This window comes from Wolbachia endosymbiont of Folsomia candida, assembly GCF_001931755.2.
In the GTDB taxonomy this organism is placed as follows: Bacteria; Pseudomonadota; Alphaproteobacteria; order Rickettsiales; family Anaplasmataceae; genus Wolbachia.
This window is the reverse complement of the sequence record NZ_CP015510.2, coordinates 1,741,894-1,763,705: the sequence shown is the minus strand read 5'-3', so window position 1 is coordinate 1,763,705 and position 21,812 is coordinate 1,741,894. Positions and strand designations below refer to the sequence as shown.

The 21,812-nt window shown below is 34.0% G+C and carries 21 protein-coding genes; 11 read left to right on the top strand and 10 right to left on the bottom strand.

All coding sequences use genetic code 11. From position 1 onward, the window contains the following. Positions 1-163 precede the first annotated feature (163 nt). Positions 164-2,221, bottom strand: coding sequence for a hypothetical protein (locus ASM33_RS08060; RefSeq protein ID WP_157956402.1), 2,058 nt, complete (start codon positions 2,219-2,221; stop codon positions 164-166). Between the two features lie 299 nt (positions 2,222-2,520). On the opposite strand from ASM33_RS08060, the gene ASM33_RS08050 reads away from it, so the two are divergent. Beyond that, complete coding sequence (locus ASM33_RS08050) at positions 2,521-3,324, top strand: hypothetical protein (protein WP_110409625.1); 804 nt, start codon at positions 2,521-2,523, stop codon at positions 3,322-3,324. A 188-nt stretch (positions 3,325-3,512) separates the two neighbouring features. Next, a complete protein-coding gene (locus tag ASM33_RS08045) occupies positions 3,513-3,929 on the top strand; it encodes a hypothetical protein (protein WP_110409626.1) in 417 nt (138 codons plus the stop codon). Here the strand turns inward: ASM33_RS08045 and ASM33_RS08040 are convergent. After that, positions 3,922-4,452 (bottom strand): Na+/H+ antiporter subunit E, encoded by a 531-nt coding sequence (locus ASM33_RS08040; protein WP_110409627.1) that lies wholly within the window; start codon positions 4,450-4,452, stop codon positions 3,922-3,924. The genes ASM33_RS08045 and ASM33_RS08040 overlap by 8 nt on opposite strands. A 97-nt stretch (positions 4,453-4,549) precedes the next feature. Between ASM33_RS08040 and smpB the strand changes: the two genes are divergently transcribed. The 5 genes from smpB (at position 4,550) to putA (ending at position 10,210) form a co-directional block, all read left to right on the top strand. Then, positions 4,550-4,999 carry an SsrA-binding protein SmpB gene (gene smpB, locus ASM33_RS08035; protein WP_110409628.1) on the top strand — a complete coding sequence of 150 codons (450 nt, stop codon included), beginning with the start codon at positions 4,550-4,552 and terminating at the stop codon, positions 4,997-4,999. A 1-nt stretch (position 5,000) separates the two neighbouring features. Next, positions 5,001-5,342, top strand: coding sequence for a hypothetical protein (locus tag ASM33_RS08495; protein ID WP_162297613.1), 342 nt, complete (start codon positions 5,001-5,003; stop codon positions 5,340-5,342). Further along, positions 5,333-6,121 (top strand): prolipoprotein diacylglyceryl transferase, encoded by a 789-nt coding sequence (lgt, locus tag ASM33_RS08025; protein WP_110409630.1) that lies wholly within the window; start codon positions 5,333-5,335, stop codon positions 6,119-6,121. Before ASM33_RS08495 ends, lgt begins: the two co-directional genes overlap by 10 nt. Before the next feature lie 127 nt (positions 6,122-6,248). After that, the gene (locus tag ASM33_RS08020; protein WP_110409631.1) at positions 6,249-6,905 is read left to right on the top strand and encodes a DUF4395 family protein; all 657 of its coding nucleotides are present in this window, start codon (positions 6,249-6,251) and stop codon (positions 6,903-6,905) included. A 164-nt stretch (positions 6,906-7,069) separates the two neighbouring features. Beyond that, positions 7,070-10,210, top strand: a complete 3,141-nt coding sequence (gene putA / locus ASM33_RS08015) for a bifunctional proline dehydrogenase/L-glutamate gamma-semialdehyde dehydrogenase PutA (RefSeq protein ID WP_110409632.1) — start codon at positions 7,070-7,072, stop codon at positions 10,208-10,210. A gap of 116 nt (positions 10,211-10,326) precedes the next feature. Here putA and ASM33_RS08010 read toward each other — a convergent pair whose 3' ends face one another. Both ASM33_RS08010 and dapD read right to left on the bottom strand, forming a co-directional pair. Next, complete coding sequence (locus tag ASM33_RS08010; protein WP_110409633.1) at positions 10,327-11,451, bottom strand: ankyrin repeat domain-containing protein; 1,125 nt, start codon at positions 11,449-11,451, stop codon at positions 10,327-10,329. Between the two features lie 102 nt (positions 11,452-11,553). Beyond that, on the bottom strand, positions 11,554-12,384 hold the full coding sequence (gene dapD / locus ASM33_RS08005) for a 2,3,4,5-tetrahydropyridine-2,6-dicarboxylate N-succinyltransferase (protein WP_110409634.1): 831 nt from the start codon (positions 12,382-12,384) through the stop codon (positions 11,554-11,556). Between the two features lie 63 nt (positions 12,385-12,447). On the opposite strand from dapD, the gene ASM33_RS08000 reads away from it, so the two are divergent. Beyond that, the gene (locus ASM33_RS08000) at positions 12,448-12,876 is read left to right on the top strand and encodes a zinc-ribbon domain-containing protein (RefSeq protein WP_110409635.1); all 429 of its coding nucleotides are present in this window, start codon (positions 12,448-12,450) and stop codon (positions 12,874-12,876) included. A gap of 160 nt (positions 12,877-13,036) precedes the next feature. On the opposite strand, the gene ASM33_RS07995 is transcribed toward ASM33_RS08000, so the two are convergent. Continuing rightward, the gene (locus ASM33_RS07995; protein WP_110409636.1) at positions 13,037-13,411 is read right to left on the bottom strand and encodes a hypothetical protein; all 375 of its coding nucleotides are present in this window, start codon (positions 13,409-13,411) and stop codon (positions 13,037-13,039) included. A gap of 300 nt (positions 13,412-13,711) precedes the next feature. Here ASM33_RS07995 and ASM33_RS07990 point away from each other — a divergent pair, with 300 nt between their 5' ends. Further along, the gene (locus ASM33_RS07990) at positions 13,712-15,457 is read left to right on the top strand and encodes a type I secretion system permease/ATPase (RefSeq protein ID WP_110409637.1); all 1,746 of its coding nucleotides are present in this window, start codon (positions 13,712-13,714) and stop codon (positions 15,455-15,457) included. Here the strand turns inward: ASM33_RS07990 and ASM33_RS08775 are convergent. Together ASM33_RS08775 and ASM33_RS07980 are read right to left on the bottom strand one after the other, a co-directional pair. Further along, positions 15,454-16,308, bottom strand: a complete 855-nt coding sequence (locus ASM33_RS08775) for a hypothetical protein (RefSeq protein ID WP_237342916.1) — start codon at positions 16,306-16,308, stop codon at positions 15,454-15,456. The genes ASM33_RS07990 and ASM33_RS08775 overlap by 4 nt on opposite strands. Before the next feature lie 253 nt (positions 16,309-16,561). After that, on the bottom strand, positions 16,562-17,140 hold the full coding sequence (locus ASM33_RS07980) for a hypothetical protein (protein ID WP_110409638.1): 579 nt from the start codon (positions 17,138-17,140) through the stop codon (positions 16,562-16,564). Positions 17,141-17,283: 143 nt separating this feature from the next. Here ASM33_RS07980 and ASM33_RS07975 point away from each other — a divergent pair, with 143 nt between their 5' ends. Beyond that, entirely contained in the window at positions 17,284-18,468 is a 1,185-nt protein-coding gene (locus ASM33_RS07975; protein ID WP_110409639.1) for a dicarboxylate/amino acid:cation symporter, read from the top strand. A 2-nt stretch (positions 18,469-18,470) separates the two neighbouring features. Further along, positions 18,471-19,085: an orotate phosphoribosyltransferase gene (gene pyrE / locus ASM33_RS07970; RefSeq protein ID WP_110409640.1), complete on the top strand. Its 615-nt coding sequence runs from the start codon at positions 18,471-18,473 to the stop codon at positions 19,083-19,085. 90 nt (positions 19,086-19,175) lie between these two features. Here pyrE and ASM33_RS07965 read toward each other — a convergent pair whose 3' ends face one another. From ASM33_RS07965 to purC, 3 genes are read right to left on the bottom strand one after another with little or no spacing between them, the layout of a single operon-like run. After that, the gene (locus ASM33_RS07965) at positions 19,176-20,282 is read right to left on the bottom strand and encodes an FtsW/RodA/SpoVE family cell cycle protein (protein ID WP_110409641.1); all 1,107 of its coding nucleotides are present in this window, start codon (positions 20,280-20,282) and stop codon (positions 19,176-19,178) included. Further along, a complete protein-coding gene (gene ubiE, locus ASM33_RS07960) occupies positions 20,279-20,977 on the bottom strand; it encodes a bifunctional demethylmenaquinone methyltransferase/2-methoxy-6-polyprenyl-1,4-benzoquinol methylase UbiE (RefSeq protein WP_110409642.1) in 699 nt (232 codons plus the stop codon). Before ubiE ends, ASM33_RS07965 begins: the two co-directional genes overlap by 4 nt. Next, positions 20,959-21,693 (bottom strand): phosphoribosylaminoimidazolesuccinocarboxamide synthase, encoded by a 735-nt coding sequence (gene purC / locus ASM33_RS07955; RefSeq protein ID WP_110409643.1) that lies wholly within the window; start codon positions 21,691-21,693, stop codon positions 20,959-20,961. Before purC ends, ubiE begins: the two co-directional genes overlap by 19 nt. Between the last annotated feature and the right edge of the window lie 119 nt (positions 21,694-21,812).

The window sequence follows — 21,812 nt, the reverse complement described above, 5'->3', positions numbered from 1 at the left end:
CACCAAAGGTTGATGTTTTTGGTTTACTTTCTCGCTAAATTAGACGTTCGTACAGCTGTGGATTTATTTGCGGTATGACGTCGGGAAAGCTTACTTGTTATAGCTATATGAAAAAGTTCACGTGGAATAAAAATGAACCTTGTGGCGTGAGAACTCACATTCATTATAAACTTGACTGATAGTGTTGAGTTGAATAACTCTTTGGTTCTGTTATAAGTTGTTCTATGCCTAGCTCTTGTAAGCGCGTACTTTGACCATCATTAGCAAATATTTTCTCTAAATCAGGTCCAACAGTTTTTTCAAGATCATTTAATAATTTTTGATCATGACCATATAAATACTCAAGAGATTTCACCAAATCGTTCCACACTTGTGTATCATCAAGTAAATAACGAGCATTAATACTATTAATTCGACCTGCATGATATAAGGTTAAGGCAAATCTGAAGTTCCTGTCTATTTTTTTTGCATCAAAATTTTCATTTGTATATAAAGTAATAACATCATCGTCGCTTAATAATTTACAATCAAATATGGTATTAGCTAATTCTATATTACCCTTTATACTGTTTAGTATCTTAGCAAATTTAGCAGTAGAAGAATTATCAACAACCGATTTAGAAACATCTGGGCGTCTGGATAGTATATTGCGTACAATGTTCTCATCAGGAGAATCTAATCTACTTTGATTTTGAATTGAATTATTAGAATAACGTTGTGTAATATCAGCACCAAAGTTTCTAAAACCATCTGGATCTTTACTAAATTTATCAATTAGTGATTGCAACTCCTCAGCCGATTCAATGGAATTTATTCCACAAATAAACTGTCTTGAATTTAATAAAGAAATGCAGGAGCTATCACAAGATGGATCAAATATGTTTGGTAACTTACTTTTTATTAAAACAAGGAATTTTTCCTTATCCATGTATTTAACATCCTTATCTATCTGAAATTTAAGGCAATGACCATTCTCTGCAGCTATAAAATTAGCCGAGATTAATGAAAGTTGATCAAAAGTTACATGTTGAAGAGATTTTAAGCGCATTAGGTAGATGTGAATAGTGTAGCTATTACCACTATTTAATAATAGCGAAAATCTTTCAATATTAATAGAATTTATTTCCTCCATTTTTTTTTCATTTTCTAACAATTTTGTAAGATAAACAGATATCAAACTATTGTTATTGCTAAGTAGCATTTCCCACTTCTCAGGAGCAATAGATTCTATTGCTCTTACTGCTTTTGTGCTTTCTAACAATTTTACAAGCGCATCGTTTCGGAGATTATTGTTATTAAGTAGTATTTTCAACTTCTCAGTAGTAATAAGCCCTATTGAGCGTACTGCTTGTGTATTACGTAACAATTCGCTAAGCCCATAATTTTCTAGATTATTGCTATTAAGCAATATTCCCCACTTCTCAGTAGTAATAAGTCCTATTGCGCGTACTGCTTCTTTATTATCTAACAATCCGTTAAACCCATGAAATTCAAACTTATTGCGATTAAGTAGCATGTTTAACCTCTCAGCGTGCACAGGACTTAGTGCACGTACTGCTTGTATCTTTTCTAACAATCTTATAAAGGAATCACAATCTGTAAAATTCTTGTTATCAAGCAGGGCTTTTAACGTTTCAGCGCGCATAGAATTTATTAGATCTACCACTTTCCAGTTACTTAATAACTTTTTAATATAAAGTTTATTATCGCTGTTGAACCTACTGTTATTAAATAGCATATCCCTCTTTTTAGCATCAATAGAATTTATTGCATCAACCTGCTCTTTAGTTTTTATTGAAGATTGAATGTCAGCTAAATCTAACTCGCTTTTAGCAAGTATTTTTAGCATTTCAGAATTAATAGAAGTTGCATTTGAACATGCAAATAAATCTAAAGTCCGTGAAAAGCTTATGCCATCTTTACGTAATTCTTTAAATAGTGTTCTATTATCTTCATTAAACAGTTTCCGAACTGCAATGGTATTATTTATACTAATTGGAGTTAAGAATAGAGAAGAAAGTCCCAAAGAAATGCAAAGGGAAATACTTACTATAGGTGTAACTGTTGCTAATAGGGGAGATAATAACGAAGATAACAGTACTATAGAGATTAGAATAGCACACAAAAAAAAGATCCTAATCTTACTTTTTTTAATTAACTCTAGATGACTCTTTTCATAACTTCCCAAACTTGCTATTGTTTTACCTATATTCATATCCATACCATTTTATTTACAATGTTAATGTCAATATATAATATTTTAAGATAAAAGTCAATTGTTTACTTTATAATCATTTTAACTTAAGGTGTATGAGTGGAGCTTATACAGCGCGTCTTAAATCAACTTGATATATAGTTTTAGATTGAATCCCTATAGAGAATTTTAATAGCGAGCACCAACATAAAGAAAATATAATCTTATGGTAAGGAGAGTCAATTGCATTAATGAACTCTTTGTGCTATATTACAACAGGTATGAGTTAAAATAATTTTTAACTTTGGGTTTTTTAGGGAAGTAATGTGCTTCAAAGTACACAAAAGACAAAAAAGAGGATTGCATTTGATATAGTAACGCTTGGTTTAAGAGGAGTACTCTTGTGTATCGAGGTGTTATTGAAATTTACCTGCAATCTTACAGCAAATAATATATATAAATTACAAGTTACTGGGAATATTCTTAGATTACTTATACTTCCAGCTACCATACTTTATTTATTTGATTCAATAGACACTTTATTAAAGAATGGTCAAAACCCTAAAAAAAACGTAGAAAAAATAGAAGTTATAGCCAAAAAATTAGCAATAATTGGATTATGCCTATTCATACTAATAAATGTTAACTATCGTGCAAAATTCTTTTTTGAAGAAGTATTTATTCGCAATAAAAAAGCTAACAAAGACGATTATTATGTGCCATTGCTAGACCCGACTATAGTCCATTATCTTTTTCTGACAGCTGCAATTTTATTCTTAGTTTCAAGCATGATACAGTGTTACTCTGCATATGATAAAGCGTATGGCAGTAGTAATGGCAGCTATGAAGATAAGAAGTCTTTTTATAAAAGCGTATGTTTCTTATTGCTTGATTTAGCGATCTTTCTTACTGAAACATTGGGTTACGAATTAATGTCAGGTCGCAAGGTGCCACTCTCACCAGATGTTATATATGATTTTGAGCTACCTAATGTGCTAAATAGGATTAGAGACGTTTTTTATTTGCAATCGTCGTTTTACAGCTTAATAGAGCAACCCGGCAGCTCACTCGATAACATAGAAATCACTAGAGGTGACGGTAGTGATTTATCTCCTTCAATGCGTACTTAATGTTCAGTCTAAATTAAATATTTATTAATATATATTTTTAATAAATTAACTTTAATGTTTAATTTTAGCAATATTATGCTATTTTTAAGAAATATACTATTCTAAGTATATATTTTTGTAATTGCATTATCATTTATTTAACAAAGTATGAGTATAATTTGTTCACTGAATTAAATGGAGAAAGTTGAATGAGCAAACTACCAAATAACGCAAAAATAAGTAAATCTCAGGTTACTCAATGGGAAGCGATAAAAAATTGTGAATATGCTGACAATTGCTTATCAAAAATAGTAATTTTATATGTTATCAAGATAACTGAGCTATCAGACTTTTATACAAATGATGAACCTGAAATCAATACTATTTTAGCAAAAGTAAGCGTAACAAGTGAAAATATATCTTGCAATAAAGCTACAGCTATTGAAGTTTTGGAAGATATTTTTCCATATAAATTTAACAGCAAGAAAAAAAATAACATATCAAGATTAGAAGATTTGTACAACTACTTATACTCTATTATTGATAGCGGTATTCCAAAAGAAATGCTTGAAAGCCTTATAAAAGAATATAAGGATGCTGTTAACCTGTTTAAGACAATCACTTAGTTGAACGTAATGTTTTTAAGACTTTGTTTTCTATTTCAGAAATGCCAGTTTCAAGACTTTTATCTATCAAGCATATTGTAGACAAATACGTTTGTTTTTTGTTTTCTACGTCGATAGTTAAAGTTCCTGGGGTGATTGTCACTGAGTTGGCAAATAACGCAATGCTTTCATCATTGTGCCCTTTGCATTTCTTTAGGATGATAATTGGCTCAAGTTTGGGCTTAATTTGTAGTACCTTTTTTGTTACATAAATGCTTGATAGGATCATTTGGTACATCAGCCATGGTATATAACTTATTAGCCTATAAAATGACAGTTTGCTCGTACCATTTAAGATTTGACTTAGAGAGCTTTCAGCGTTTATCAATCGCCCAAAGACAAATAGCGTGAATACAGAAGAGGCTATCCCACACAAGATAAAAAAAGGCTCAAAATAGCCAGACAATATAGTCCATAGAGCAAATAAAGTTATAAAAGATAGAGAAAAAAACTTGATCTCTTTCCTAAAATTGAGATTTTTCATGGTCTATGATATAACTCAAATGACCCTTTAAGGAAAGATATATTATGAATTAAGTCAAAAATCCTGTAATATATAGGCTTAAAGATATCCTTCAGATATGGAAGTTATTACAGAAAATAGAAAAGCAAGATTTGAATATTTCATCTTAGAAGAGTTTGAAGCTGGTATGGTTTTATTAAGCAGTGAAGTGAAGTCACTCAGAGAAAGAAAAGCAAACATTTCTGATGCTTATGTAATTGAAAAAAATAGTGAAATATGGCTGCATAATATGCACATTGCAGAATATAAAGCTGCGAATCGAAAAAACCATAAGCCAAAAAGAGAACGCAAACTACTCTTGCATAAAAAGGAAATAAATAAATTGATTGGCCAAATTAAAACTGCTGGCATTACTGTTGTGCCACTTTCGATCTATTTTAATGACAAAGGGCTAGCAAAAACTAAAATTGCTATAGTAAAAGGAAAAAAACTTTATGATAAACGAGCAACCATAAAACAAAGAGAGTGGGATCGTGAAAAAAGCAGATTATCTAAAAATGATTTATAATATGGCTGATGCAAACCGAAATTGGCTAGATTTAAGTTTTTATCAGTACCTCTTTTTGTCATCTCAACAGCTATCCTTTGTAATCCGAGTAGCACACCTTTTGTCATCCCAGTGGCCTACCATCTTGTCATACCAGTGCTTTTTTTTCCTGTCATCCCAGTGTGTGACACTGGGATCTAGGTGTAAAAATATTTACACATTAGGCAGTGAGCAACATATTTTAGGAACATATATCAAAGGTAATATCCATGGTGAAGATAAGATGGATCCCAGTGTCACGCACTGGGATGACAGTATTCACTTGGATACAGGAATCCCATTCAAGCTAGTTATATGTCTTTAAACCCAATAATTTTCAGCATCGGTCCTGTATCTGTATACTGGTATTCTTTAGCATATGTTCTAGGTATAATATTTGCATATTGGTATTTACATAAGCTCGATAACCAAAAAATATTCACTAAGAATTTTTACGATTCATTATTAACATTTACTATTGTAGGAATTATCATTGGTGGTAGACTCGGCTATGTGTTGATATATGAACCAGGTTTTTATATAAGTGATCCTACCCAGATATTAAAGACCTGGGAAGGTGGAATGTCCTTTCATGGTGGTGCTATAGGGGTTTTGTGTGCAGTGATAATTTCATGCAAAAGACATAATATTCCTATATTTTACACACTAGACCTAGTCTCTTGCGGAATCCCTGTAGGTCTGTTTTTGGGTCGCATAGGAAATTTTATCAACGGAGAATTGTTCGGTAGGGTAACAAACATGCCGTGGGGCATGGTGTTCCCAGAAAGTGGTGATAATTTGCTACGTCATCCAAGTCAGTTGTATGAAGCATTTTCTGAGGGGTTGTTGCTCTTTATAGCTGCAAATTCACTGTTTTTTCTAACAAGGATAAGACTATTTCAAGGCGCATTAACTGGTGTTGTAGTGATGTGGTATGGAACAGCACGCTTTTTAATTGAATTTTTTCGTGAACCAGATTATCAGATTGGTTACCTATGGCTTGATTTGACTATGGGGCAACTGCTTTCGATACCTATGATTTTGCTGGGAATGATTGTATATTTAGGTGCATTAAGCTTGAAATTTAGGTGTACGGCCCAATAATTGCTCCTTTGATGGTAGCTCATTATCCATCGTACTTTGAGGCTGTATATCTATGTCCTGGTTGTCCATGATTGACTTAGTGCCGATTTTATGTTAACATTTAGTTATTTATTAAAAATTAGTAAAAATGAGTAGAACAAAAATCATAGTAGCAAGCATTATGGTTGCTCTAGCTTCAGCTGGACTCTCGGCAAGTTTATACATGTTTTATTTTGGTATGATCAATTTTTGGATCCTACCAGTTGTATCCGCAGTTTATGGTCTTTTCTGGGCTATCAACAAAGTAGCTCAAAATAGTGAAAAAGATTTTAGTCGAAGTTATGCAATTAAGCTCTATGCTGTAGCTTCAGTGATCTTTTTCCCACTTGCAGCTTTATATTTCCCATCTGTTGTGATTCAGGTATATGTATTATTAGGTATGGCAAGTTTAGCTAGCAACATATATGAACTTTATAAAGGAGAACGAAGTAAAAGTGTATTAAGTCTTATTGAAACACTCATAGAAAATCCTCAAGAATTTAGAAAAGAATTATCACTTTTAAAGCCTTCTCGTTTTGAGCAAATAGCATTCGGTGTTCTTTACATATTTGCTATGGTTGCATGTTTTACTGTCAGCTCAGACATACTTATGCTAATCTTTACTGGAATCTGTATTTTTAGTGCTATTGTTGAGTCGATAAAAGATATTGCATTACCTAAAAGCAAATTAGAAAATGTGTCAGATGAAAACGCTTTAAGCCAAGTAAATGAACTAGCATTAGCTCAAGGAGTGCAAGGTGCTTGAATGGTCAAAACCTAAATTAGCTTTACTTATTTTCTAATATGATTTATTCAGCGAAGTTATTTGCTGCACTTTCTGCTTTAATAAATAACAATTTGCTCTGCGCAAAGTTATGATATAATTCTACCATGCATATGGTGTCGAAATATTTTTGGAGATAGTGATATATGATAAGCTCTATACAAGAACCTAACGAACTTAGGAAACGTTTACAAGGATTTTATCGTACTGATGAAAAAAGTTATGTACGTTATCTTGTAGAAAAAGCAGAGCTTTCAGCTGATTCAAAAAGTAGAATTTATAATATTGCAAAGCAAGTTATTGAAAAAATCAAACACAATAAATTAAGTATTGTAGATTCCTTCATGCAGCAATACTCGCTTTCCAATGATGAAGGAATAGCATTGATGTGCCTTGCTGAATCGCTACTTAGAATACCAGATGATTATACAATAGACGAAATAATCAAAGATAAAATTGCCAATCAGGAATGGAATAAGTATCTAGGGCATTCTTCTTCATTGTTTGTCAATGCTTCTACATGGAGCTTGATGATAGGCAGCAGTATATTAAGAGATAATGAAGGTGATTCGAAGTTCTATTACGCAATTTCTAAATTACTTAAAAATTTAGGAGAGCCGATTATTCGCAAAGCAGTAAAACAAGCAATGTCTATGCTTGGTAATCATTTTGTTGTTGGAGAAACCATAGAAGAAGCTTTAAGGTATGCAAAACTAGATGACAATAGTAAGTTTTTATGCTCTTTTGATATGCTTGGCGAAGCTGCTCACACAGCTGAAGATGCAGAAGAGTATTTTAATTCATACATGCACTCAATAAAAGCTATAGGTGCGACCACTGAAGTGGATGATTGTTTTAAATCCCATGGAATTTCAATAAAATTGTCTGCTTTACACCCACGTTATGAATTTGGTCAATTTGACCGAATTGCTGGTGAGATATTTACTAAGGTTTTAGAGCTCTGTCGTGAGGCAAAAAAATATAACATTTCTCTATGCATAGACGCAGAAGAAACAGAAAGACTCGAAATGTCCTTAATCTTATTTGAACAATTGCGTCTTGATGCATCACTCTCTGAGTGGGAAGGGCTTGGCTTGGCTATACAAGCATATCAAAAACGTGCTTTATCTATCCTGGACTTTGTAGAGGATGTTGCCATTCGATCAAATCATAAAGTTATGGTTAGGCTTGTCAAAGGTGCATATTGGGATTCAGAAATCAAGCGTACGCAAGAATTGGGGTTAAATGATTACTCAGTGTTTACAAGAAAAAGCTATACTGACGTAGCTTTCCTTGCCTGTGCACAGAAGCTTTTAAGCAAGCCAAACAATTTTTACCCATGTTTTGGAACTCATAACGCCTACACTTTTGCTTCTATAATGGAGCTTGCTGATAAAAATCATCCTGGGTTTGAATTTCAACGCTTACATGGAATGGCGAAAGACTTATATGATTATGCAATGTCAGAACTTGCGACAAACCTTAGCTGTCGTGTCTATGCGCCTGTTGGTAAACATAGTGACTTACTTCCTTACCTTATAAGACGCCTTCTTGAAAATGGAGCCAATAGTTCCTTTGTTAATCAAATAAATGACCCTAACGTTAAAATTGATGAGTTAATTTCAGATCCACTGGAAAAAGCTATAAGTTTCAATTATGAATCTCATCCGGGTATTCCATTACCACAAGATATTTTGGGACCAGAAAGAAAAAATTCCTTTGGAATGGATATTAGTGATTCCGTAATAATCTCACAATTTGCAGAAGATATAAAGAGTTTTAGTGAAAAAAAATGGCAAGTTGGGCCAATAATTGACGGACAGCCACTTTTTGATGATACCAAATTTACTGAAGTGGTGAATCCTGCACATTTGGAGCATGTAATAGGAGAAGTGTCAAATGCAACAAGTGATCAAGCTTTAAATGCTCTTGAAATAGCCAATAGTGCGTTTTCTACATGGCAGAGCACTCCAGCGGAAGAACGTGCTAAACACTTGGAAAAAGCTGCAAATTTACTTGAAGAAAGAATGAAAGAGTTAATTTACATTCTGATTGTAGAAGCGGGAAAAATTTTATCTGATGCAATAGCGGAAGTAAGAGAGGCAGTGGATTTCTTACGTTACTACGCAATGATAGCAAAAAATGAACTGAGTGAATGGAAAAAACTGCCAGGTCCATCTGGTGAGGATAATTTCATTTTTTTTGAGGGTAGGGGAGTTTTCCTGTGTATATCACCATGGAATTTTCCACTTGCTATTTTTCTTGGGCAAGTTTCTGCTGCACTTGCAGCAGGTAACACGGTGCTTGCAAAACCAGCAGAGCAGACACCTATTATTGCCTATGAAGCTGTTAAAATACTACATGAAGCTGGGATACCAAAAAATGTGTTACACCTCATTCCTGGGGATGGTGGATATTTAGGTAAAACATTAGTTCCAGACAATAGAATTGCAGGAGTAGCTTTTACTGGATCAACACACACTGCTCAAATAATTAATAAAATGCTTGCAAATAGGGATGGTCCTATTGTTCCACTTATTGCTGAAACAGGAGGGCTCAATGCTATGATAGTTGATAGTTCTGCTCTTTTAGAGCAAGTGGCTATGGATGCTTTGCTTTCTGCGTTCAAGAGTAGCGGTCAGCGCTGTTCTGCCCTTAGAGTGCTGTTTATTCAAGAGGATATAGCAGAAAAGCAGATAAAAATGATATGCGGTGCGGCGCAAGAATTAAAAATTGGAGACCCCGTGGAACTTAGCACTGACATTGGTCCAATTATTGACAAGGCATCCATGGATATGTTAACTAAACATACAAAAAAAATGTCGGAGGATAAAGATTCAAATCTCTTATCTAAAGTACCTATGGATACAAATTCTCATAATGGGCACTTCTTTCCTCCATATATTTATGAAATACAAAAAATTTCACAATTAAAACAAGAAGTGTTTGGTCCTATTTTACATATTATACGTTTTAATAAGTCAAATTTGAATGAAGTTATAAATGATATAAATAGTACTGGATATGGACTCACGTTTTCTTTGCAGAGTCGTATACAAAGTCAAATTGACACTATAAGTAAAAAAATATCAGTCGGAAATGTATACATCAACCGTAATCAGATAGGTGCAGCAGTTGGCATACAACCATTTGGTGGTAGAGGACTATCTGGCACTGGGCCAAAAGCTGGCGGCCCTAATTATCTACAGCGATTTTCTACAGAAAAAGTTGTAAGTGTCAACACTACAGCATTTGGTGGTAACACCACACTTATGTGTTTGGATTGATTTGTAAATATGCCAACCAAATCTTTCGAATGCTTAAAATACAAAGCAATGGCAGAATTTTTTTGCTGCAAGACTTCCATAGAAAGCACAAAGGCCCCTTAGGGCCTTTGTATTAGTTAAAGAATTGTGCAGGGCCATGCTCGACGTAGTTCAGTCTTTATTTTATCAAGGTTGCTCATCACTTTGTTAGCTTGATGTTGTTCAGTCTTTGTGTTATCAAAGTTGTTCATCATCTGCTTAAACACACGTACTTTCAATGTTTCAGGATCATGTCTTGTTTCAACATCGTCAAAGCGTACAAAATTCATTAAAGTCATTCCTGTTCCTTTCAGCTCTTTGAAGTCATTTTCGTGTATATTAAGGAAATTTCTTATACCAGCAAAGTTTGTATCATCAAAAAGTGCAAGATTATCAGGATTACCTGGTTTATAATGTTCTGATAAGATCTTAATGAATGGCAGATGATTATGTAGAAAAATTTTTTCTTTCACATCATTAGCTTTATTAATTAACATACAAGCATATTCTGGATATTGCTCTTTTAAACTATCCGAATCATCAAACTTATTACGTACATTTTCGTTTTTCTCCCAAATGCTAATTAATTTATTAATGTTATTTTCTTGCAAAAAGTCATGTAATGGTTTATTTTCTCTTCCAAGCTTTTTGACTTCTTCCTTACATTTGTCAAAACTTTCTTTGTAGCGACTAGCGATATCACTATTATAGTCCTCCTGTTGAGAAGGATCTTTAAGTTTATTTTTTAACTCTAAATTCTCTTGGCTTACATCTAAACCAGCAACCTCTCGCTTTGCTATATGTTGTACTATGAGCTTAGCAAGCTCAAAATTACCGTCCTTAATGTGGAATTTTAGTGGTGTGTTAGCCTTATCATCATCTGTTGGAACCTCATGAGCAGAGGATATAACATTAACATACGCTCCATGATCTAGAAGTTCTTTAGCAATGTTTAAACCATTTTCATCATTATTACACAAAAAAATTGGTCTTATCATATCATTAGGATTGCCATTAGGTTTAGCCCCATGTGCTAAGAGCATTTGCACAATTTCTAAGAGATTGTCATTAACAGCAGCACAAAGCACTGTACCATATATACTATCAGTATAATAATTAACATCAGCTCCAGCTTTTATCCACCTTACAATTCGATTGACGTCACCTTCTCTAACAGCAGCAAAAAGTTGTTTATTTAGTCGTCTTTGTTCTATTCCATTCATAATTTACTCCTATAATTTCATTGATATATTCATTTAATAATTTATAATAAATTTTAAATATTTATTAAAATATTAACATATGTAAGAATAGATGTCAAATTTTTAATCTCTTAGTATTTCATTTATAGAGATTTTTGATCGTGTTTTTTCATCCACTTTTTTGACTATAACTGCACAATACGTTGAAACATTGTTTTTAGATGGAGTAGACCCTGACACTACTACAGAATAAGGTGGCACCTCGCCATAAGATATTTTGCCAGTTTCTCTATCGATAATTTTTGTTGATGCTCCAATAAACACACCCATACTGAGAACTGATCCTTCTCTTACTATAGCGCCTTCTGCTACTTCGCTACGTGCTCCAATAAAGCAATTGTCTTCTATAATAACTGGTGAAGCTTGAATAGGCTCAAGCACCCCTCCTATTCCTACTCCTCCGGAAATATGGCAATTTTTCCCTATTTGCGCGCAGCTACCAACTGTTGACCATGTGTCTATCATTGTTCCTGAACCGATATATGCACCAACGTTGATAAAGCTTGGCATTAGAACAACATTTTCACCTATGTAAGCAGATTGGCGCACAAAACACCCAGGAACCGCTCTGATTTTTGACTGGCGAAACCTTTCCTCATTCCATTCATTAAATTTATTGTTGATCTTATCAAACCACCAACTTTTCTCATGGGTATGGTTTATTATTTTGCTTTCTTCAGTTAAAAAATGTAATAATATTGCCTGTTTTATCCATGTGTGTACTACCCAATCTCCACTTGATGTTTTTTCTGCTACTCTAATTTTGCCATTATCTAACAGTTCGATTACTTCCCTGATTATTATTCTCGCTGCTTTTTTCAGGCTGCAGTCACTAAGCTTCTCTCTATTTTTCCAGATATTTTCTATATCATTCTGTATTTTTTTTAGTTCCATCTATTATATATTGATATTAAATTTACTGGTCTGTATATTGTTACTACTTTATACGTAAGTGCTATGAAAATACAATGTCATAATTGTACTAAAACTTACTTAGTAGCTCCTGACCAAATAGGTGAATCTGGAAGAAAGGTAAAGTGTACGAACTGCAACCATACATGGCATGAACACCTAAAAGAAATACCAGGTAAACCGCGTATCACTTGCATACAGGAAAAAAAAGTCAGTAACAGAAATTTTTTACAGAATTTAGTTTTCACTACTTTAGCTTTTGCAGCAGTTACAGGGTTATGCGTTATAATTGCTAATGACATTTTTCCCAGAGAAATGAATAAAATGTATAAAACAATTGCTACATATAAAGATTCAATAAGCTATAGATTAGGATATAAAAAAGAGCGGACAAGTAGCTCAAACGTAAAAAGGCTTGCTGCACAAAAATTTTATCAAGATTACCTTTTCCTGTCTAACTCAAGGTCTAGTTAATAATATTCGGATTTAGGGTTTTCTAGTCTGATTATAATGGTAATGGTTAGATGAGAAATATGTTGATCACAAGAAAAAAATAACAGACGACTTTATGAATAGTATAATTTCAAATTGATTAGAGTGTAACCCACCGCCTTATAGACGATGGGTGTTTAGTTTAAGTCCACTGATTACTTGCATTGAGATCAAGCGCTTCTACTACTTGCTCAAGCATAGATTGTACATCTTTAACTTCATCTGATAATTGATCAAGGTGATCAGTATTTTTTTCAATCAATTCATCATAATCATTGAATTTTATATTCAGTTGTGGAATTAGCTCTTTATTAATTCTTGCCGTTGCTGTGTCAGAAAGGTTTTTAACAAACTCTCTTTGTGCAACTTTATGTTTAGTGCTTTCATAGTCTTCAGGAGCAGAAGGTGCTGTAATGTCATGTACTATTAGTTTATTTGCATAAGGCGATTGTTCCTCTGAGTGCAATGCTTTTCTTAAGAGAGTGAAAAGCTCTGAATCTTTTGTAGTTTTAACCATATAAATTACCTGTAAAAATTAATAATATATATTAATTATAATATAAAATAATTAAGATTTTAACAATTAGGCTATCACATGCAACTGGTTCAAGATAATCGTTTGTGGTAATAGACCATCTTATGAGTAATCTAATAAGAAGATTTACAAAAGTAGCGTAAAAATGTAGAAATAAAATGGTTAGATAGAAATGTGTTAATAACAGAAGTAGAGCAGTAACTTAAAGTAAATTAGCTGTAGTTAATGTTTTAGTAATAAAGATCGTATACGGTGCATTAAGTAAAATCAAAGAGGAAGATTGTGGAAATTACGCCATCGGCAAAAAAAGAGCTAAAACAAAGTACACTTAAGGTCTGTATAGACAAATGTACAAGTGCATTTTGGTTTATTTTTTGGTTCAGTTCAGGGATCAATTTGTTAATGTTATTCCTGCCGCTTTATACCTCTCAGGTGCTTGATCGCGTGATATCAAGTGAAAGTGTGTCAACATTAACCATGCTTACGCTTATTACTTTAGCTGCATTTGGATGTTCTGCAATGCTTGAGACCTGTCGATATTTAGCCATGGCGAAAATAGGTGACTGGATTGACAAAACCGCAACACCAGATTTGATAGTAAGATCAATCAGATTAACATCAGTACAGAGCTCAACCTCAAGTGGTGAAGCAATACGTGATCTTGGAGTAATCAAAAATTTTATTACAGGAAATGGTATATTTTCGTTATTTGATGCTCCGTGGTCGCTTATCTACCTGATTATAATTTTCATGATACATACCTCTACAGGATTTATTGCCATTAGTGGAATTATTATATTACTTGCTATGGCTTTTTGGAATGAGCTTGCCACAAAAAGAATATTACAAGAAACAAATGAAGAGACTATACGTAACATCAATGCCATAGACGTTGCAACGAGAAATGCAGAGGTAGTTGAAGCTATGGGTATGTCTGAGTATATAGTTTCTGATTGGTGTAAAAGAAATGATCAGAACCGTGCAATGCAAGTTAAAGCACAAAATCGCTCTAATTTGATTACCGGGATAACTAAGTTTTTGCGTTCAACTTTGCAAATATCAGTAATTGGAACAGGTGCATTACTTGCAATTACAGCTCATAAAACTGCTGGTAGCATCATTGCTGCCTCAATTTTGATGGGTAGAGTATTAGCACCATTTGATGCTGCAGTTCATACCTGGAAGTTTTTAAATCAGGCTAGAATGTCATATGCAAGATTGACAAGGCTTATATTAACTTCACCGAAAAGAGATCAAACTATGGCTTTACCAGAGCCAGAAGGGAAATTAGAGTTTGATAGAGTATTTTTCACTCCTTACGGAAGTAATAAACCGACAGTAAAAGGTGTGTCATTTGTTATAGAACCAGGAGATATAGTTGGCGTGATTGGTGCTAGTGCTTCTGGTAAATCTACCATTGCAAAGCTAACTGTTGGCGTATGGAAGCCAATATCTGGTGTGGTAAGACTAGATGGTGCTGATGTATACACTTGGAATCGAGAAAATTTTGGTAATTATGTTGGCTACCTACCTCAAGACATTGAGCTATTTAACACTAGTGTCAAAGCTAATATTGCTCGAATGAAGCCAGATCCAAATCCTGAGGAGGTAATAAGAGCAGCAAAAATTGCTGGCATACATGATTTAATATTAAGCCTACCAAATGGATATGATACAACAGTAGGAGGGCCTGGCGGAGTTATACTTTCTGGCGGACAAAAGCAATTACTTGGACTTTCTAGGGCTTTTTACGGTAATACAAAACTTTTAGTACTTGATGAACCAAACGCTAACCTAGATAGCAACGGAGAGTCATGCTTAATTAATGCAATTGGCATTGCAAGAAAACAAAATACTACTACATTGATCGTAACTCATAAGCTACCTTTATTGTCAGTAGTGGATAAAGTAATTTTAATGTCCGATGGTGTCGTTTACGCTATGGGGCCAAGAGATGAAATTTTAAGCAAGCTAGTTGCTCCATCGCCAAATGCTCAAGAGGATAAACGCTCTTCAATGAACAGTTAATTCCATGAATATGTCATGTTTGACTGATTTTTTCTTGAAGAAAAGCATTCTGTTACTTTTTCCACTACAGGTGATATAATATAGCTATTTGCTTTTTCAACTGCAAATAACCCTAGTACAGGTGCTATAGCTCCTATTACCGCACCTGCTAAAATTGCTGGCCCAATACTTAACATTACACCAGGAAAAACAGCATTTGCAGTTGCGCCAAGACCTATGCCGGTTACAGCACCAAGAGAGTGCATGGAAACACAGAAGTTAATCCTGTCTTGTGTTGATTTTCCCCAAAGCATACTGGATCCAGCAAATAATATTCCAGAAATAGCACCAACAATTCCACCGATAACCAAAGGCGACAAAGCTACAGCGAAACTTAACGCAAAAACTGTACTAGCCCCTATTACAGCTCCTCCTAATACTTTTCTTTTTTGATATTCCAATTGAGTTGTAAACTCTATTCCTATTATCAATGCTGTTGCTACTAATAGTGGTGACACAACCACTATTACTGCACCTGCTAAAGCAGTTGACCACATCCCTACTACGCCTGGAAGATAAGAGGTTACAATTATACCTCCAATTATAGCACTAGCTAATGAAAAAATGCTTCCAAGAATCAACATTTCTTTGTCTTGGTCCAGATTCTTTTTCTGTGTATAAAAGTTATATAATGATATGCCCAGAACTATAATCGTGAAAAGTGCTGGTACAGCAGAACCTAAAATTCTACCTAAAGTGAGAGGCGATAAAGTTGTAAAGCTTAGCCCAAAACCTCCAATAGCCCCTATTGCAGCGCCTACTCCTATATATATTCCAAGATTCAAAAAAAGTTCTTTAGTTTCTTTACGCATATTACCCTCATTAAATGCCTAATTAATGCTAATATTAGCAATTTCATGTAAAATTGCAAATTATTTTTATTACCAGTGATTTTGCCTGATTCCTTCAGTTTGGCATATCTGGCTGATTTTCCTTTGAAGAAAAGCACTCTTTTACTTTTTCAGATGCGAACAACCCTAGTACAGGTGCTATAGCTCCTCCAAAACAATGCCAGTTACAGCACTTAGTTTCAACGCTTTAAGTTGTCTTTATCTATATTACCCTCTATTTAATTAATCTAAAATTCAAAGAATGATGAGATTGCTCAAAAACACTAGAAGGTTGTTCATCAGCACTGTCACTTAATGAACTATCGGTGTCTGAGCTATCTGTAAAATAACGTCTATATTCTCCTACAGTGTTATTATCACATTCATTTTTTGTCTTTGAGGAAGAACATTCGAGCACTTTTTTAGCTGCAGATATTAATAAATATGATGAACAAAATCCTGCTATTGGTGCTATAGCTCCTATTACTGCACCCACTAAAGCAGGTGACCACATTCCGAGCATTACACCAGGGAAAATTGTGTTTACAGCTACACCAAGGCCAACTCCTATTGCAGTACTAGTAACACAAAAGCTAGATAAAAACAAAATAGCTTCATTGTTTAGCGCACCCTTTAGCCATACGTCATAGGCAAGCCATCCGGCTACTACTATTGCAGCTATAGCACTAACAACCCCACCCATAATTAAAGGTGACGAAGCTATAAAACTTAACCCAAAGCTTTCAATAGCTCCTATTGTGGCAGCTACTCCTGCAAAAAAGCTTATACCTATAATGATTTCCTTATTTTTCATGTACTCTTTCCCTAACAACCTTTAAATAATGACAATATTAGCATTTTTATTACAATTTTACAACGTTTTTTATCGATTCGATTTCAAGATAGACTTAAGTACCATATTGACCATATAATGTTACTTTGAAGTTTTATTTTTCAATGCATAAGCTTGCAATACTCTTCTCTATAATATTTGCAGTCATTGCCTATTACTTTAATAATGAGATTATATTTGAAGTAGCAAAGCTATTCAGTGACATATTTATCAGCTTGTTAAAATTGATAAGTTTGCCTTTAGTTTTTCTTTCTATAGTTTCTACAATTTCTGGGCTCAAAGATTCAATTGAAATTAAAGTGCTGGTGAGAAAAACGCTATTTTACACTCTATTTACAACTATTATAGCTGCATTTGTTGCGTTATCCTTCTACTTATTAATAGATCCAGTAAGGAAAAATTTTATAAGCAATACTATAGAAAGTGTGAATGGCAATAACCATAGCTATTTTTCATATTTAAAGTCGCTTATTCCTTCGAATTTTGTGCAAGTTTTTCTTGAGAATAATATTATTGGTAGCATATTGATCGCTTTCTTGATGGGCGGAGCTATTATCTCGCTCTCAAGAGAAAAACAGGAGATATTACACCAAGTGTTCTCTGCACTTTTTGATGCGTTATTAAAGATCGCTCAATGGTTATTAAAATTTATTCCAATTGCTGTCTGGTCCTTTATTACGTGTTTTTTGTATGAGCTGAAAGGTGATAACGAATTCCGCAGCCTGTTATGGTATTTTGTTTGCATAATGTCTGCAAATTTTGTGCAAGCGTTTCTGATTTTACCTTTACTCATGTGGTATAAAGGCATATCACCAATTCAAACGCTGAGAGGAGTTATGCCGGCACTCACACTTGCGTTTTTTTCTAAATCATCAAGTGCAACGCTGCCAACAACCATAGACTGTGTACAGAATAAACTAAATGTACCAAAGAAGTTAACGTCCTTTATTTTACCAATATGCACAACAATTAACATGAATGCGTGCGCTGCATTTATTCTGATCACTGTGATGTTTGTTGCAGAAATGAATGGGTATACTTTTTCCTTAAGCGAAATGTTTATATGGATTTTTTTAGCTACAGGGGCTGCAATTGGTAACGCTGGAGTTCCAATGGGGTGCTATTTTATGGCAACAAGTTATCTCGTATCAATGAACATTCCTTTGCATATTATGGGTCTTATTTTGCCTCTTTATACAATAATCGATATGTTTGAAACTGCAATAAATGTGTGGTCTGATGTTTGTGTGACTCAGATAATCAATAAAGAATGTAATAATGAAAGTTAAAAATGATGTTAGACGAAAATAATCAAATAATAAAAGAATTTAAAGAAGCTGAAGCTATTTTGCAGGGTCATTTCGTGCTGTCCTCTGGGCTCCATAGTGATACGTATATACAATGCGCCAAGATTTTTGAAAATCCAATCAGAGCCATGAAAGTCTGTGCGTTATTGGTGGACAAAATAAAAAAGGAATTGGGTGATACTTTGAATTCAATAGACTTGATATTATCTCCTGCGATTGGTGGAATAATTGTGGGTTACGAGATTGGCAGACAGCTTGGAATAAGGACGATATTTTGTGAACGTGTGAGTGGCAAATTCGAACTGCGCCGCGGATTTGAAATTAAAAAAGGTGAGAAAATATTACTTGTTGAAGATGTAATCACCACAGGCAAATCTTCCCTTGAAGCAGTAAAATGCGCAGAAGATATGGGTAGTAAAGTAATTGCAGAAGCTTCTCTTATAAAAAGAAGTAGTGAAACGAAATTACCTTTTCCTGTTATACCACTTATTGAGCTAAATATTAAAAACTACAGTGCAGAACAGCTTCCAAATGAATTAAAGCAAATACCTATAACCAAGCCTGGAAGTAGGGAATATTTAAGCTCTTCTGCAGAGTAGCACTATTGCTCATCGTATGGTAAAGAAACTGGTGAGCATCGATGGAAAATCGATAGCAGGATTTTCTTGTATCCAATTTAAAGGAAATTCCTATGACATATTAATGGTACGCTCTCGAAATCCTAATTTAATAGACTGATTCCTGCTAAAAGATAGCATTATACCAAGTGTAATACTTGAAGACAGTAGGGACGATCCACCATAACTAAGGAATGGTAAAGTTATGCCGGTAGTAGGGAAAACACTGAGTGTCACACCTATGTTGATTATAAATTGTGTAATAAATTGAATTGATATACCAAAAATCACCAGTAAGTTAAATAATTCACTTTCCCTATATGCAATGTAAAGCAGCCGTATTGCAATGATCCCAAATAGTGTTAATGCAACCAAACACATAATTAAGCCAAACTCTTCTGCTAAAACAGAAAATACAAAATCTGTATGACAATCGGGAAGGAACATTTTTACACTACCTTCACCTGGTCCAACACCAGTTAAATGGCCTCTTTTAAATGCTTCCAGTGACTTTATAACTTGAAAATTATCACGTTGCGTGAAAAAAAGAAAATTATAAACTCTTTGTTTTACGTGTGGAAGATAAAAATAAGCTGCTGTAATGCCTGTTGTCACTATTCCTCCTATGCACATAAAGTATACAAATGAAATACATGCAATAAACATCAGGCCCATCCAAGAATACGTCAAGAGCATAGACATACTAAAGTCAGGCTGTAAAATCAATAACACAAAAACTAACAGAAATATTATTATTGATATCTGTACTTTAAACTTCATTTGGCTAGCTAAGATGCTTGCTATAACAACAGAAAAAAATGGCCTCATAAATTCAGATGGCTGAATCGATATTTTGAAAATATATAGCCATCTTTTTGCTCCTTTTGCTTCTGTACCAAGCATTATTACAATTATCATTAGAATTACAAATAAAGTGAAACTCATAAACGATAGATTCAGTATGGTCTTTGTGCTCAGAAAAGAAAATGTCATTAGGGTAACAAGTGAGAGAGCTATATAGATTATGTGGCGTTTTATAAAATAATCCTGTGGTAAAGAAAGACGCTGTGCAACTGCAGGACTTGCTGAATAAACAAGAATGAAGCTTATAGTTAGCAAAAAAAACACTGGTACAATGAGGTAATAGTCTAATGTTCTATACCAATGTTTAATATTCATTTTGTTCCAAAATGTAATGCTACTATTCCGTAACTCACATTATTAAACTTCACATCCTTAAAACCGACATCTTCAATTTCTTTTTTGAAATCAACCTGAGTTGGAAACTCCCTTATACTCTTCACCAAGTATTCATATGAACTTTGATCTTTAGCAATAGCGCTGCCAATTTTTGGAATTACTTTAAATGAATATAGGTCATAAATTTTGGTAAATGCCTTATTTTGATAATGCATAGGAGCAAATTCTAAACAAATGAATTTCCCATTGGGTTTTAGCACTCTATGCATCTCACTCAGGGCTTTTTTCCGATCAGAAACATTTCGAATACCAAAAGCTATGGTACAATAATCAAATTCAGAATCTGCAAATGGCAAACTCTCTGCACTTGCACACACCCAATTGAAGCTTAGTTGGTTTAAATTTATAGATTTATCACGCCCTTTGTTCAGCATATTTTGGTTTATATCGCATATCGTAATTCTGCTACTAGGACTTTTTTTTGCTATTCTTATTGCAATATCTCCAGTTCCACCTGCGACGTCTAAAATCTTAGCATTCTCAGAAAAATGTATACTACTTACCATTTGATCTTTCCAAAGCCTGTGCATGCCTAAGCTCATTATGTCATTCATTATGTCATAACGATCTGCTACGGAGTCAAATACTTCTTTAACTAACTGTGATTTATCCATAACGTGACTGATAATCTTTTTGCAACTTCTAAATATGCTTCCTTCAGATTGCCTAAATTCAAGCGAAAGACGTCTTTATCTAGCTTCTGATTAGTGTTTTTATCCCACAACCTGCAGTTATCAGGGCTGATTTCGTCAGCCAAAACGATTTCTGTGCTATCATTTATTAACCTGCCAAATTCTAACTTGAGATCAACTAAATCTATGCCTGCATTTGAGAATAAATCAATTAGAATTTCATTGATCTTTAAAGTTGTGGACTTGACCTCATCCATTTCTCTACTGGTTAGCCAACCAAAATATAGTACGTGATTTTCATTCACCATTGGGTCAGCAAGGTCGTCGTTTTTATAAAAAAACTCAATTATAGGAGATGTAAGTCTCTCTCCTTCTTTTATATTAAAACGTTTACAAAAACTTCCGGCTGCTATGTTTCTTACTACAACTTCAAGAGGTATGATTTTTAACTTTTTAACCAATTGTTCTCTTTCATTCAGAGCTTTTATAAAGTGTGTGCTAATTCCTGATTCTTGGAGCTTTTCCATGATAAAAGCGCTAATACGATTGTTAATTATCCCCTTACCTTCGATGATTTCATATTTTTCCTTATTGAAAGCTGTAACATCATCTTTGAAGTGCTGCACAACAGTTAATGAGTCTTCTGTTGCTATAATGGTTTTTGCTTTGCCTTCGTAAATGATTTTATTCGATGACATGACTAATTTAACTGTATATCATAATAAGGTTTAGATTTCTTTTCTATCATTCCAGTACGTGACACTGGGACCCGGGAGAAGTTTGTGGACCCCAGTGTCACGCGCTGAAATGACACTAA